General features: G+C 64.4%; 11 protein-coding genes. 4 read left to right on the top strand and 7 right to left on the bottom strand.

Annotated features, from left to right (window positions below; translation table 11 throughout):
- Positions 1 to 59 precede the first annotated feature (59 nt).
- The 3 genes from ACIPO9_RS08215 to ACIPO9_RS08205 are packed head-to-tail and all read left to right on the top strand — an operon-like array spanning position 60 to position 4,187.
- Entirely contained in the window at positions 60 to 1,181 is a 1,122-nt protein-coding gene (locus tag ACIPO9_RS08215) for an HlyD family secretion protein (RefSeq protein ID WP_400779967.1), read from the top strand.
- On the top strand, positions 1,174 to 2,766 hold the full coding sequence (locus ACIPO9_RS08210; protein WP_400779965.1) for a DHA2 family efflux MFS transporter permease subunit: 1,593 nt from the start codon (positions 1,174 to 1,176) through the stop codon (positions 2,764 to 2,766). Before ACIPO9_RS08215 ends, ACIPO9_RS08210 begins: the two co-directional genes overlap by 8 nt.
- Positions 2,763 to 4,187: an efflux transporter outer membrane subunit gene (locus ACIPO9_RS08205; RefSeq protein ID WP_400779964.1), complete on the top strand. Its 1,425-nt coding sequence runs from the start codon at positions 2,763 to 2,765 to the stop codon at positions 4,185 to 4,187. The genes ACIPO9_RS08210 and ACIPO9_RS08205 overlap by 4 nt, the downstream gene beginning before the upstream one ends.
- A gap of 530 nt (positions 4,188 to 4,717) precedes the next feature.
- On the opposite strand, the gene ACIPO9_RS08200 is transcribed toward ACIPO9_RS08205, so the two are convergent.
- Entirely contained in the window at positions 4,718 to 6,922 is a 2,205-nt protein-coding gene (locus ACIPO9_RS08200) for an OsmC domain/YcaO domain-containing protein (protein WP_400779962.1), read from the bottom strand.
- Between the two features lie 250 nt (positions 6,923 to 7,172).
- On the opposite strand from ACIPO9_RS08200, the gene proP reads away from it, so the two are divergent.
- Positions 7,173 to 8,672, top strand: coding sequence for a glycine betaine/L-proline transporter ProP (gene proP / locus ACIPO9_RS08195; protein ID WP_400779960.1), 1,500 nt, complete (start codon positions 7,173 to 7,175; stop codon positions 8,670 to 8,672).
- A 42-nt stretch (positions 8,673 to 8,714) separates the two neighbouring features.
- On the opposite strand, the gene ACIPO9_RS08190 is transcribed toward proP, so the two are convergent.
- Genes ACIPO9_RS08190 through ACIPO9_RS08165 form a run of 6 tightly spaced genes read right to left on the bottom strand, consistent with a single transcriptional unit; the run spans position 8,715 to position 13,904 of the window.
- A complete protein-coding gene (locus ACIPO9_RS08190) occupies positions 8,715 to 9,065 on the bottom strand; it encodes a RidA family protein (protein WP_400608582.1) in 351 nt (116 codons plus the stop codon).
- A 12-nt stretch (positions 9,066 to 9,077) separates the two neighbouring features.
- Positions 9,078 to 10,259, bottom strand: a complete 1,182-nt coding sequence (locus ACIPO9_RS08185) for an NAD(P)/FAD-dependent oxidoreductase (RefSeq protein ID WP_400779958.1) — start codon at positions 10,257 to 10,259, stop codon at positions 9,078 to 9,080.
- The gene (locus tag ACIPO9_RS08180; RefSeq protein ID WP_400779956.1) at positions 10,252 to 11,628 is read right to left on the bottom strand and encodes an NAD(P)/FAD-dependent oxidoreductase; all 1,377 of its coding nucleotides are present in this window, start codon (positions 11,626 to 11,628) and stop codon (positions 10,252 to 10,254) included. The genes ACIPO9_RS08185 and ACIPO9_RS08180 overlap by 8 nt, the downstream gene beginning before the upstream one ends.
- A complete protein-coding gene (locus ACIPO9_RS08175; RefSeq protein ID WP_400608445.1) occupies positions 11,625 to 11,978 on the bottom strand; it encodes a (2Fe-2S)-binding protein in 354 nt (117 codons plus the stop codon). Before ACIPO9_RS08175 ends, ACIPO9_RS08180 begins: the two co-directional genes overlap by 4 nt.
- Positions 11,968 to 13,110, bottom strand: a complete 1,143-nt coding sequence (locus ACIPO9_RS08170; protein ID WP_400779954.1) for an NAD(P)/FAD-dependent oxidoreductase — start codon at positions 13,108 to 13,110, stop codon at positions 11,968 to 11,970. The genes ACIPO9_RS08175 and ACIPO9_RS08170 overlap by 11 nt, the downstream gene beginning before the upstream one ends.
- Positions 13,107 to 13,904, bottom strand: coding sequence for an ABC transporter permease (locus ACIPO9_RS08165; RefSeq protein ID WP_274131276.1), 798 nt, complete (start codon positions 13,902 to 13,904; stop codon positions 13,107 to 13,109). The genes ACIPO9_RS08170 and ACIPO9_RS08165 overlap by 4 nt, the downstream gene beginning before the upstream one ends.
- Positions 13,905 to 13,908: the final 4 nt, after the last annotated feature.

Here is a 13,908-nt window from a genome sequence, read left to right as displayed (position 1 = left end):
TGACAAAATTTGGCGAAAAAACGAATTTATACCGACTGATATAAATTCGGAGCATCCCGATGTCCGCCGCAACGCCTCCCCCTCCAGCCGTGCCACAGGCTGCGCCTGATGAAACCGTCAACGGCCAGCGCGGCAAAGCGCGGCGCATCCTGCTGGCGCTGGTCACGGTGGCGCTGGCCATCGCGCTGGCGTGGGCGGCCTGGTGGTGGTTGGCCGGACGCTTCATCGAAACCACTGACGACGCCTATCTGCAAGCGGACAGCATCAGCGTCGCGCCGAAGATCAGCGGTTACGTCGGCGAAGTGCTGGTGGCGGACAACCAGACGGTCAAACGCGGCGACGTCCTGGTGCGCCTCGACGCACGCAAATATCAGGCAGTCAGCGATGAAGCCTCGGCCACCATCGCGGCCCGCACCGCGGACCTGGCCAAGGCCCAGGCCGACCTGGTGCAACAGGACTCGGCCATCGCCGAAGCGCGCGCGCAATTGCAAGGTGCCGAGGCCGACGCCCGACATGCCCAGACCGAGGTCGCGCGCTATGCACCGCTGGCCCGCTCCGGCGCCGAGCCTGAAGAGCGTCTGGCGCAACTGAACAACCAGCTTGCCCAGGCCCGCAGCACGGTAGCCGCCAAACAAGCGGCGCTGCGCTCCAGCGAAACCCGCAACGGCACCCTGCAGGCCCAGCTCAAACAGGCCCAGGCGCAACTCGGGGTGGCCAAGGCCAGCGAGGCGCAGAGCCAGCTCGATGTCGATGACGCGGTGATTCGCAGCCCGCTGGATGGCCGCATCGCCGACCGTGGCGTGCGCGTCGGCCAGTACGTGCAGCCCGGCACCCGGCTGCTGACGGTAGTGCCGGTGGACGCCATCTACCTGACCGCCAATTACAAGGAAACCCAGATCGGCGACATGCGCTCCGGCCAGTCGGTCAGCGTGCAGGTCGATGCGCTGCCGGGCCGCGAGCTGCACGGTCACGTCGACAGTCTGGCCCCCGGTACCGGCGCGCAGTTCGCCCTGCTGCCGCCGTCCAATGCCACCGGCAACTTCACCAAGATCGTCCAGCGGGTGCCGGTGCGCATCGCTCTGGATGTGACCAACGACCTGCGTCCGGCGCTGGTTCCGGGGCTGTCGGCCACGGTCAAGGTGGACATCCGCTCGAACAAGGCAGACGCCGATCATGGCTGAGGCCCTGGCCGCCGGCAGCGAAGCCGGAGCACAGGCCAGCCAGCCGCGTAACGCCTCGCTGACCGATTGGATCGCCGTCGCCGCAGGTTCGCTCGGCGCATTGCTGGCGACCCTGGACATCTCGATCACCAACTCGGCGCTGCCGCAGATTCAGGGCCAGATCGGCGCCACCGGCACCGAGGGTACCTGGATCGCCACCGGCTACCTGATGTCGGAAATCGTCATGATCCCTCTCGCCGCCTGGCTGACGCGGGTCTTCGGCCTGCGCCGGTTCCTGGTGGGCACGGCGCTGATGTTCACCTTCTTCTCGATGTTCTGCGGATTGTCGTCGAGCCTCGGGGCGATGATCGCCGGGCGCATCGGCCAGGGCTTCGCTGGCGGTGCGATGATCCCGACCGCGCAGACCATCGTGCGCACGCGCCTGCCTGCCCATCAGTTGCCCATCGGCACCACGCTGTTCGGCATGACCGCGATTCTCGGGCCGCTGCTGGGGCCGGTGGTCGGTGGCTGGCTGACGGAAAACATCGACTGGCGCTGGTGCTTCTTCCTCAACCTGCCGATCAGCATCGCCCTCATCACCTTGCTGCTCACCGGGTTGCCCTCGGAGAAGATGAACCTGGAACGCTTCATCAAGGCCGACTGGGCGGGCATCGTCGGCCTGGCACTGGGGCTCAGTTCGCTGACCGTGGTACTGGAGGAAGGCCAGCGCGAGCACTGGTTCGATTCGCTGCTGATCATCTGGCTGAGCATCGCGACGCTGGTCGGTTTTTTCCTCATCGCTTTGGGCCAACTGCGCTCGGCCACGCCCATCGTGCGCCTGCAACTGGTGCTCAACCGCAGTTTTGGCAGCGTGCTGCTGATCGCCACGGCGGTGGGCGCGGGGCTCTATGGCACGGCGTATCTGGTGCCGCAGTTCCTCGGGATTCTCTCGGGGTACAACGCCGAACAGGCCGGTTCGATCATGCTGCTGTCGGGCATCCCGGCATTCGCGCTGATGCCGATCCTGCCCAAGATGCTGGGCCGCTACGACCTGCGCTACATGGTCGGCCTGGGTCTGTTGCTGTATTGGGCGAGCTGTTTCGTCGACACCGAACTGACCTCGCAGAGTGTCGGCCATGACTTCGTCCTGTCGCAGATCCTGCGAGGCTTCGGCCAGATTCTGGTGATGATGCCCCTCAGCCAGTTGTCCATGCGCTCGGTGGACGCCCGCGATGCCGGCGACGCCGCCGGGCTCTACAACATGTCGCGCAACCTGGGCGGCACCCTCGGGCTGGCCTTGCTCGGGGTGCTGATGGACCGGCGCAGCCACTTCCATGACGACGTGCTGCGCGAAGGCATCCTTGCCAACAGCCAGCTGGCACAGGACCAGATCGCCAGCCAGAGCGCCAGCTTCCTTGCGCAAACCGGCGATCCGTCCACCGCGCAGATGCAGGCTTTCGCGCAACTGGCCAGCGACATCGCGCAGCAGGCTTCGGTGCTGGCCTACAACGACGCCTTTTATGTGCTGGGGCTGGCGATGCTGGCGTGCCTGCCCCTGATCTTCATCCTGAAAACGCGCCCGGCGCAGGCAGGCCCACGACAATGATTTCCCGTTCGATTCCGCTGTTTCTGGCCGTTGGTCTGTTGTCCGCCTGCACCGTGGGGCCGGACTACCAGGGCGCGCCCGATGTGGCGCCCAAGACCTTGGCGGCCGGGCGCCTGCCACACGCCGATGATCCTGCCGTGCGCGAGCCCGGGGTCGCCCAGTGGTGGCAGTCATTGGGTGATCCGCTGCTTGATCAACTGGTCACGCAAGCCCTGCACAACAGCCCGGACATCGCCAGTGCCCAGGCCCGCTTGCGCCAGTCCCGCGCCAGCCTCAGCGGCTCGCGCGCCGCCGCGATGCCCAAAGTCACGGCCGATGCGGCGATGCTGAAACTGCGCTCTCCCGACACCTCCTTTCTGGGTGACAGTGGCGGTGGCGGCGGTCGCGGGCCCTTGACGCTGTACCTGGCCGGGTTTGACGCCAGTTGGGAGGCCGACCTGTTCGGCGGCACGCGCCGGGCGGTCGAGGCGGCGCAGGCGCAGTCCGAATCGACCGCGGCAAAACTGGCGGACACCCAGGTGCAACTGGCCGCCGAAGTGGTGCAGACCTACGTCGACCTGCGTGATCAGCAAACTCGCCTGGCGCTGGTGGACGCCAGTGTCGACATCGAACAGCAGGCGGTGGACCTGACCCAACAGCGTCGCAGCCGTGGCGTGGCTTCGCAGTTGCAACTGGAACAGGTGCTGACCCAGGCTGAAAACACTCGCGCCCAGCGTCTTCCGCTGCAGGCGTCGATCGTGCAGGCCGTCGATCAGTTGGGCCTGCTCTGCGGGCTGGAACCGGGTGAACTGGACGCTCGTCTGTCGTCTACCCAACCCCTGCCCGCCATGCCGCAGAAGGTGCCGTTTGCCGATCCGGCGGCGATCCTCAAGGCTCGCCCCGACATCCGCGCCGCCGAGCGTACACTTGCGTCGAGCAATGCACAGATCGGCGAGAAACAGGCGGACTGGTTTCCCAAACTGAGCCTTACCGGGGACTTGTCATTCTCGGCGGGCGATCCCGGCCATCTGGCGCGCAAGGACAACGGCACCTGGCTGTTGCTGCCGCGCCTGAGCTGGAACATTCTGGATTTTGGCCGAGTGGCGGCAAGTGTCGAAGGTGCGAAGGCCGGTCGCGATGAAGCGCTGGCCCAGTACAAGAGCGTGGTGCTCAGCGCCCTGCGCGACGCCGATGTGGCCTTGGTGCGCTACGGCCACCAGCGGGAAAACGTGGTGCTGCTGCGCAATGTCGAAGCCTCCGCCATCCGCGCCGCCGACCTGACCCGCCAACGCTACCGCGCCGGCACCGCCAGCACCCTGGACTGGCTCGACGCCGAACGCACCCGCTACCAGGCCCAGGAAAGCCGCATCTCAGGCGATGCAGAACTGCTCAAGGATTTCGCCTCCTTGCACAAATCCCTGGGCCTGGGCTGGACGTTATAGAAGCGCTTGCTCGCGATTCGCCGTTTCAGGCGATGGAGATGCATTGGATGTACCACCGCCTTCGCGGGCAAGCGCGCTCCTACGGTTTCGGTCAGAGACACGTTTGCTGCTTCACCTCGACCCCGTAGCAGCACGGCTTGCCGGCGTCGGCGGCACACCACATACACTGCAGGAGCGCGCTTGCCCGCGACTGGGCGTTTCAGCTGACAGAGATGTGTTGAATGTACCGTCCTCATCGCGAGCAAGCTCACTCCTACAGGTTCGTGGTGACCACCGAAGCTCGCCTGACACAGGTCCTGTAGGAGTGAGCTTGCTCGCGATTCGCCGTTTCAGGCAATGGAGATGCATTGGATGTACCACCGCCTTCGCGGGCAAGCGCGCTCCTACGGCTTCGGTCAGAGACACGCTTGGTGCTTCACCTCAACCCCGTAGCAGCACGGCTTGCCGGCGTCGGCGGCACACCACATACACTGCAGGAGCGCGCTTGCCCGCGACCGGGCGTGTCTGGCGATGAAGATGCCCGGCCGAAGTCAGCCCGCCAAGCCCGCTGCCTTCGCCCGCGCGGTGTGGAGTTTCTTGTAGCTGTCGACCAGCCGCTGATGCCGATCGAGCCCTTCAAGCTTCATGCTGGTCGGTGTCAGCCCATAGAAACGCACACTGCCATCCACCGAACCAATCGCCGCATCCATGCGTTCGTCACCAAACATGCGGCGGAAGTTGACCTCGTAGTCGGCCAGTTCCAGGTCGTCGTCCAGTTGCATTTCCAGCACCACGTTCACCGCCTGGTAAAACAGCCCGCGCTCGACGGTGTTGTCGTTGTACTGCAGGAACGCTTCCACCAGGTCCTTGGCCTTTTCATACTTCTGCAAGGCAAGGTAGATCAGCAGACGCAATTCCAGAATCGTCAACTGCCCCCACGGGGTGTTGTCGTCGAACTCGATGCCGATCAGCGTGGTGATGTCGGTGTAATCATCCAGCTCGCTGTCTTCCAGACCCTTGGCCAGCGTGCGCAGGCCGACCTTGCTCAGGTTGTGCAGGTTGAGGATATCGGCGCGGAAGGCCAGGGCCTTGTTAGTGTTGTCCCAGATCAGGTCCTCGACCGGGTAGATCTCCGAATAGTCCGGCACCAGGATCCGGCACGCCGTGGCGCCCAGGTCCTCGTACACGGCCATGTAGACCTCCTTGCCCAGGTCTTCGAGGATGCCGAACAGCGTCGCGGCTTCCTCGGCATTGGCCTCTTCGCCTTCGCTGGAGAAGTCCCACTCGACGAAATCGTAATCGGCCTTGGCGCTGAAGAACCGCCACGACACCACACCGCTGGAGTCGATGAAGTGTTCGACGAAGTTGTTCGGCTCGATCACCGCCTGACCTTCGAAGGTCGGCGCCGGCAGATCATTCAACCCCTCGAAACTGCGCCCTTGCAGCAACTCGGTCAGGCTGCGTTCAAGCGCCACTTCAAAACTTGGGTGGGCACCAAACGAGGCAAACACGCCGCCGGTGCGCGGGTTCATCAGGGTGACGCACATGACCGGGAACTCGCCGCCCAGCGACGCATCCTTGACCAGCACCGGGAAGCCCTGCTCTTCCAGACCCTTGATCCCGGCGAGGATGCCCGGGTACTTGGCGATCACCTCTTGGGGCACATCCGGCAGCGCGAGTTCGCCTTCGAGAATCTCGCGTTTGACCGCCCGCTCGAAAATCTCCGACAGGCATTGCACCTGCGCCTCGGCCAGGGTGTTGCCGGCGCTCATGCCGTTGCTCAGGAACAGGTTCTCGATCAGGTTGGACGGGAAGTACACCACTTCGCCATCGGACTGGCGCACGAACGGCAGCGACACGATGCCCCGCGAGGTATTGCCCGAGTTGGTGTCGTACAGGTGCGAGCCGCGCAGTTCACCGTCGCGGTTGTAGATGGCCAGGCAGTGCGGGTCGAGAATCTCTTCGGGCAGCGCATCGCCAGGGCCCGGCTTGAACCAGCGCTCGTTCGGGTAATGCACGAACTCGGCGTTGGCGATGTCCTCTCCCCAGAACTGGTCGTTGTAGAAGAAGTTGCAGTTGATGCGCTCGATGAACTCGCCCAGCGCCGAGGCCAGCGCGCTCTCCTTGGTCGAGCCCTTGCCGTTGGTGAAGCACATCGGCGAATGCGCGTCGCGGATATGCAGCGACCAGACATTGGGCACGATGTTGCGCCACGAGGCGATTTCGATCTTCATCCCAAGCTCGGCCAGGATGCCCGACATGTTGGCGATGGTCTGCTCCAGCGGCAGGTCCTTGCCCAGGATGTAAGTGCCTTCGGTCGCGGCCGACGCCGGCATCAGCAACGCCTGGGCGTCGGCGTCCAGATTCTCGACTTCCTCGATCACGAACTCGGGACCGGCCTGCACCACTTTCTTCACGGTGCAGCGGTCGATGGAGCGCAGGATGCCCTGACGGTCCTTTTCCGAGATGTCGGCAGGCAGTTCCACCTGAATCTTGAAGATCTGGCTGTAGCGGTTTTCCGGGTCGACAATGTTGTTCTGCGACAGGCGGATATTGTCCGTCGGGATATTGCGGGTGCTGCAGTACAACTTCACGAAATACGCGGCGCACAAGGCCGACGACGCCAGGAAGTAGTCGAACGGCCCCGGCGCCGAGCCGTCGCCCTTGTAGCGAATGGGCTGGTCGGCGATCACCGTGAAGTCGTCGAACTTGGCCTCAAGCCTTAAGTTGTCGAGAAAGTTGACCTTGATTTCCATGGGCAGCACCACAATAGCGAAAGCGAAATGGCCGCCATTATCCGGGTTTTGCGCGGGAAGTCTCGTGCTTTGAGGCCGGGGTGCCGATCGGTCGCCGGGCCGGGGGGAGAGTCATCTGCAACGGCTTTGAAAACGTGAAGAAACAAAAACCGGGCTTCAAGGTGAATTATTTTGCGTCTTTTTGTATCTGAACGGGAATAGCGTGCCACCAAAACAATGGCATCGACAGTTCTGAAACAGAGTGACCGGTATGAAATCAAAGAAAAAAGTCAGCCCCATCGGGTTGCAGGACATCACCATCGTCGACGACGCGAAGATGCGCAAGGCGATCACCGCAGCGGCCCTGGGCAACGCCATGGAGTGGTTCGACTTCGGCGTCTACGGCTTCGTCGCGTATGTACTGGGCAAGGTGTTCTTTCCCGGCGCCGACCCAAGCGTGCAGATGGTGGCGGCACTGGCGACCTTCTCGGTGCCGTTCCTGATCAGGCCGCTGGGCGGGCTGTTCTTCGGTGCCCTGGGCGACAAGTACGGGCGCCAGAAAGTGCTGGCGGCGACCATTATCATCATGTCCCTGAGCACCTTCGCCATCGGCCTGATTCCCTCATACGCCTCGATTGGCATCTGGGCGCCCATCCTGTTGCTGCTGGCCAAGATGGCCCAGGGCTTCTCGGTGGGCGGCGAGTACACCGGCGCGTCGATCTTCGTCGCCGAGTATGCACCCGACCGCAAGCGCGGCTTTCTCGGGAGTTGGCTGGATTTCGGCTCGATTGCCGGTTTCGTCCTCGGCGCGGGCCTGGTGGTGATGATTTCCACCTTCCTGGGTCAGGAGAAGTTCGAGGAATGGGGCTGGCGCCTGCCGTTCTTCCTCGCCCTGCCCCTGGGGATGCTCGGGCTGTACCTGCGTAACGCACTGGAAGAAACCCCGGCCTTTCAGCAGCACGTGGACAAGCTCGAACAGGGCGACCGCGAAGGCCTGTCCCATGGTCCGAAGGTCTCGTTCAAGGAAGTCGCGACCAAGCATTGGCGCAGCCTGATGACCTGTATCGGCATCGTGGTCGCGACCAACGTGACGTATTACATGCTGCTGACGTACATGCCCAGCTACCTGTCGCACAACCTGCATTACAGCGAAGACCGCGGGGTGCTGATCATCATCGCGATCATGGTCGGCATGCTGTTCGTGCAGCCTTTGATCGGTTTCATCAGCGACAAGATCGGCCGCAAGCCCTTCATCATTGTCGGCAGCGTTGCGCTGTTCATCCTGGCCATTCCGGCGTTCATGCTGATCAACAGCGGCAAGATCGGGGTGATCTTCGCAGGATTGCTGATTCTGGCAGTGGTGCTGAACTTCTTCATCGGCGTGATGGCGTCCACCCTGCCCGCGATGTTCCCCACGCACATCCGCTACAGCGCCCTGGCCAGCGCGTTCAACGTCTCGGTGCTGATTGCCGGCCTGACGCCCACCCTCGCCGCCTGGCTGGTGGAAAGCACCAACAACCTCTACATGCCGGCGTACTACCTGATGGTGGTCGCGGTGATTGGCCTGGTCACTGGGGTGACCATGAAGGAAACCGCCAACAAGCCGTTGCGCGGTGCAGCGCCTGCAGCCTCGGACCTCGAGGAAGCCAAGGAACTACTGCAAGAACACCACGACAATATCGAACAGAAGATCGAAGACATCGATACCCAGATCGCCGAGCTTGAGGCCAAGCGCAAGGAGCTGGTGCAGCAACACCCTCGCATCGATTGATGCTGAACCGCTGCCGCGCACAGAGGCGCGGCAGCGGGCACATCAGCCTGCCGCCACCACCGTGATTTCCACCAGCAGATCAGGCGCCGCCAGTCGCGATTCAACCGTGGCGCGGGCAGGTGCGTGGCCTTCCGGTGCCCAGGCGTCCCACACCTCGTTCATGCCGGCAAAGTTGGCGGCGATGTCCGACAGCCATACCTGAGCACTGAGAATGCGGGTCTTGTCCAGGCCGGCCTTGGCCAGATAGTTGTCGATTTTTTCCAGCACCTGCGCGGTCTGGCCTTTGATGTCCAGGCTGCGGTCGGTTGCCGTCTGCCCGCCCAGGAACGTGAAGCCGTTGCATTGCACGACGCGGCTCATGCGTTGGTTGGTTTCGATACGGGTGATTTCCAGCATGTGAACTCCTCAATGGTTGGTAATGGGTGCAGCGTGTTGATGGGTGGCCAGGGCGTCGGCACTGGTTGTCCTGGTGAAGCGGTCGATGGCGAAGGCCGCAAGCGAGAGGTCTGAATGCTCGCCGAGAATCTGTTGGGCCAGGCGCCTGCCGGTGCCGGGGCCCATCTGGAATCCGCTGCCGCAGAAGCCGAACGAGTAGCTCAATTTGCTCGCCTTGCGGCTGGCGCCGATCACCGGAAGATCGTCGGCGGTGAAGGCCTCGACCCCGGCCCACACACGGTTGACGCCCAGGTGCTTCAGGTGCGGGAACAGGTCGGTCACGGTGCGCGCGCTGGTGCTCAGACGGGTCATGTCGACCTCGCCATGGCGGGCCGGAAAATCCAGCGCGCCGATCAGCTTGCCGCCGATGACCACGGTGCCGTTGGCGAACTGCTTGAACGACAGCGCACGCCCGGTGGCTCCCAGGGTTGGCGCACAAAAGGGCGCGACCCGATGGGTGACCATCAGCATCAGCCCCTCGGGATGCGCAGGCACCGGCTCGCCCACTTGCGCCGCCAGCTCCTGCGCCCAGGCCCCGGCGGTAATCACCAAGTGCTCGGCGCTGAACACCGCGGCAGGCGTCACGACTTTCCACTGACTGCCGCTCTGTTCGATGTACTGCGCCCTGGTGCCTTCCAGCACCTGCACGCCGAGCTTTTCAGCGGCCAGACGAAACGCCGTCACGGTTCTGAACGGCAGTGCATAGCCGTCGTCCTTGACCCAGATGCCGCCCACCACATGACGAGCCACAGTGGGAATGATCTCGAACACCTGCTGCTGGTCGATCAGCACTTCATGATCGAAACCCAAAGCCTGAAGCTGCTGCACCCGGCGTCTGCACTCCTCCAGTTCGGCTGGGTTTTCGGCGAGTTTCAGTTGGCCGCTGGCGACGAAACCGCCGTCGTCGCCCAGCACGCTTCCAAGTTCGTGCCACAGCTCGCGGGACGACAGCGCCAGCGGGATTTCCGCCGTGTGCCGGCCCAGCGTGCGCACCCCTCCGGCGTTGACACCCGAGGCATGACGGGCGCAGTAATCGGCTTCCAGCACCGTCACCTTGACCCCGCGCAGCGCCAGGTGAAACGCGGTACTGAGGCCATGAATGCCGCCGCCGATCACCAGCACATCGCTTTGCCGAGGGCTCTGACTATTCACCGGCAAGCTCTCCCAGCGTGATCGGCTTGATCGGCGGGCGAATCCGGTAATAGCCGACTTCCGAGGCCGATACGCCGCGCGCCTTGGCAATGACTTCAGTGACCGTCAGGCCACACATGCGCCCCTGGCACGGCCCCATGCCGCAACGTCCGAAAGACTTGGCCTGGTTCGGCCCTGTGCAGCCCAGCGCCACGAACTGGCGCAGTTCGCCGGCCGTGACTTCTTCGCAGCGGCACACCATGACCTCGTCGGCGGGGATGCGATTGGCCTCCTTGGGCTGGTACAGCGCATCGAGAAACGGCCGGATGCGCAGGTTCGACTCAAGCCTTGCGCGAAGCGGCTCGGCGCGATAATCGCGCTGGGCGTCGCTGAGGGTGCCCAGTTGCCGGGCGATGCCCAATGCGGCCAGCTCGCCTTGCACCGCAGCCGCCTGGGCGCCGCCGATACCGGCGCCATCGCCTGCCACATAGATGCCGGGCACATCCAGCGCGCCCCAGGGGTCGACCTTGGGACTGAAGCACAATTGATCGGCGTCCCAGTGATGACTTGCGCGCAACGACTGGCTGAACTGGATGTTCGGCACCACACCCTGGTGCAGCAACACGCAACGAGTCGCCACCCGCTGAGCCTTGCCGCCGACGGTGAAGACCAGCGCGCGAGCGGCCTCCTCGCCTTCAATGGCCAGTTGCTCGGCGCCGGTGTAATGAGCGATGCCGGCGCTGCGCAGGCTGCGCATCAGGTCCAGCCCTTTGCGCAGGTAAGGCCAGGCGCGCAATGCGGCAAACAGGTGCCGCCGCGCACGCCAGTAGTCTTCGGGGCGGGTGGTGTCGACCAGTGCCTTGATCGGCACACCCGCGCGCAGGTATTGCCAGCCCAGCAGGTACAGCAACGGCCCGCAGCCGGTCAGCACCACCGGCTCGCTCGGCGCAAGGCCTGAGCTTTTCAGGAGGATCTGCGCCGCGCCCGCGGTCATCACACCTGGCAAGGTCCAGCCCGGAATCGGAAAGGGGCGCTCCATGGCGCCGGTGGCCAGCAGCACCGCCCTGGCCTGCAAGGTATGCAGGCGCCCGTCGCGCAGGTAGCTGACCTGATGATCGCGGGTCACTTGCCACACCGCCGCGCCCTTCTCGTACTGGACGCTGGACGCGGCCAGCGCTTGCGCCAACTCGTTGCCATGGGCGTAATCGGGACCGAGCATGTCGCGACGGCCCAGCGGCGCCAGGGTGATGCCCCGGTAAATCTGCCCGCCCGGGCTGCCCTGCTCGTCCAGCAACACCACTTGCAACCCGGAGCGGGCCAGCGCCACGGCGCCCGACATACCGGCGGCACCGGCCCCTACGACCACCGCATCGACATTGACCGGATTCATGGCTGCACCTCGAACGTCTCGACATCCACGGGCGCGAACATCAGGTCGCGAGCACCTTCCTGGGAGCGGATGCGCATGCCGTCGCTGACCTCGATCAGGCAACTCTGGCGATTGGGCACGCCATCGATCTCCACCAGGCATTCAAAGCACACGCCCATCATGCAATAGGGTGCGCGCGGGGACTCGCTGACCGGCGTGGCGCGAAACCGGCCGATCCCGGACATCAGCAATGCTGCTGCGACACTGGTGCCCGCCGGAACATTCAGGGGTTGTTCGTTGAAAGTCAGGCTCACGGTGCGTGTCGACCTGACCTCACTCATGACCGGTTGAAACAGCGGTTCAGTGCGCATGGGAAAACACCTTGTCAGTCAGGAAACGGTCGCCGGTAAACACCCCCAGCTCCTCGGGTTGCTCGCCGCCCATGATCCACGGCGCGATGCGCAGGGCGTGGGCGGCAGCCAGGGTCACGCCGCTGTGGCAGGTGACCACGAACGCCCCCGGATGCCGCGGCGACTGCTGGTAGATCGGAAAACCATCGGGGCTCATGACCCGCAGCGCGCCCCAGGCCCGCACCAGCCGCACCTGACTCAGCAGCGGGAAGGTCGAGACGCCGCGCCGGGCGATTTTCGCCAACACCTCGGTGGTGGTGCGGTCGTCGAACCCCACCTCCTCCATCGAGTCACCCAGTTGCACGGTGCCCTCGTCGGTCTGGCGCACATTGATGGTCGGGTAGTCGAGAAACGGCCGGACCCGCTCGCTGACCAGCACCTGCCCGCGGTTGGGCGCGACCGGCGCATGCAGTCCCACCTGTCGGGCCAGGCCCGGATTGCCAAGCCCCGCCGCCAGCACGATGCGTGGCGCGATGAAACGGCGCTGGCCAGCCGTGACGCAGAACTCGCCCGCCGCGCAATCGATACGATCCACCTGCACCCCACCGATCAGCCGCCCACCACGGGCCTGGGTCGATGCGTGCAACGCCCGCAGCAGTTTCAGCGGATTGACGTGGCCGTCCTGGGGCGTGTAGCTGGCGCCCACCACCGCCGGGCCGATCAGCGGCAGGCGGGCCTTGAGGTCTGCGGCGCCGAGCATCTGGAACGGGTAGTCGCCCAGCGCATCCTGCAGGGTTTGCAGGCGCGTCTGGCGCTCAAGCATTTCGTCATCGCTGAAGCACATGTGAAAGCCGCCCTGCTGCCTGAGCTGCACATCGACTCCGCCATCGGCCAGCAGCATCTGGGCAAACCCCGCCCAGCGCGCCGCAGACGACCGCGTCCAACGCGAATAGTCCGGCAGGTCGTGGCCTTTGCCCTGCACCCACACCAGCCCGAAATTGCCCCGCGAGGCACGGAAGGCATCGTCGCCCTGATCCAGGACCAGGGTGTCCGCCCCGCTGCGCGCCAGGCCATAGGCGACCGCCGTGCCGACCAGGCCGCCACCAATCACGATCACGTCCGCCTGGGTGACGCCGTTTGCATCCTGGCTCATTTGCCTTCTCCGATCAGTACCCGATCCAGCCCGACCAGTCGGTCCAATACCAGCATCAACAGCAGCGTGCCGAGGATCAGCACCGTGGACACTGCGGTGATCAAGGGGTCGATGGTCTGGGAAATCTGGTTGTACATCGCCACTGGCAACGTGGTGGTGCCCGGCGTGGCGACGAAAACGGTCATGGTCAGCTCATCGAAACTCTGGATGAACGCCAGCATCCAGCCACCGATCACACCGGTGCGGATGCGCGGCAACACCACCCGGTAAAAGGCTTTCCAGCGAGTGGCACCCAGCGACAGCGCGGCGTGCTCGATGTCGCGCTCAAGGCCGATGGTCGACGCCAGCGTCAGGCGCAGTGCATAGGGCAGCACCACGATCACATGGGTCAGGGTCAGGGCCCAGAGCGAGCCGCCGATGTGCGCCAGGGAGAAGAAGCGCAGGAAGGCGATGCCCAGCACCACCGACGGAATCATCAGCGGCGACAGCAGAAAGCCGGTCAGCGCGCCCCGCCCGGGAAAGTCGTAGCGACTGATCGCCAGCGCCGCAGGAATCGCCAGCAACGCGGCAATGGTGGCCGACGCCAGGCCCAGCTTGATCGACAGCATGAAGGCGTCGAGCATTTCCTGGTTTTCCAGCAACGCCCGGAACCAGCGCAGCGACAGGCCGTCGGTGGGCAACGAGAGATAGCCCTTGCTGGTGAACGCCATGACCATCACCACCACCAGCGGCGCAACGATGAAGGTGACGAAAGCAGCATGAAACAGCAGCGAGAAAAATCCGTTCTTGTGCATGGTC

Origin of the sequence: Pseudomonas sp. NPDC090203 (genome assembly GCF_044746765.1) — a bacterium.
Lineage (GTDB): Bacteria > Pseudomonadota > Gammaproteobacteria > Pseudomonadales > Pseudomonadaceae > Aquipseudomonas > Aquipseudomonas putida_AD.
The sequence above is the reverse complement of the archived record's forward strand: the minus strand, read 5'-3'. Positions and strand labels throughout refer to the sequence as shown.

Bases quoted from the DNA above. Each gene is read 5' to 3' on its own strand.
- ACIPO9_RS08215 (WP_400779967.1), top strand. From the start codon at position 60: ATGTCCGCCGCAACGCCTCCCCCTCCAGCCGTGCCACAGGCTGCGCCT.
- ACIPO9_RS08175 (WP_400608445.1), bottom strand. From the start codon at position 11,978: ATGCGCACTGAACCGCTGTTTCAACCGGTCATGAGTGAGGTCAGGTCG.
- ACIPO9_RS08210 (WP_400779965.1), top strand. From the start codon at position 1,174: ATGGCTGAGGCCCTGGCCGCCGGCAGCGAAGCCGGAGCACAGGCCAGC.
- proP (WP_400779960.1), top strand. From the start codon at position 7,173: ATGAAATCAAAGAAAAAAGTCAGCCCCATCGGGTTGCAGGACATCACC.
- ACIPO9_RS08170 (WP_400779954.1), bottom strand. From the start codon at position 13,110: ATGAGCCAGGATGCAAACGGCGTCACCCAGGCGGACGTGATCGTGATT.
- ACIPO9_RS08200 (WP_400779962.1), bottom strand. From the start codon at position 6,922: ATGGAAATCAAGGTCAACTTTCTCGACAACTTAAGGCTTGAGGCCAAG.
- ACIPO9_RS08180 (WP_400779956.1), bottom strand. From the start codon at position 11,628: ATGAATCCGGTCAATGTCGATGCGGTGGTCGTAGGGGCCGGTGCCGCC.
- ACIPO9_RS08205 (WP_400779964.1), top strand. From the start codon at position 2,763: ATGATTTCCCGTTCGATTCCGCTGTTTCTGGCCGTTGGTCTGTTGTCC.
- ACIPO9_RS08165 (WP_274131276.1), bottom strand. From the start codon at position 13,904: ATGCACAAGAACGGATTTTTCTCGCTGCTGTTTCATGCTGCTTTCGTC.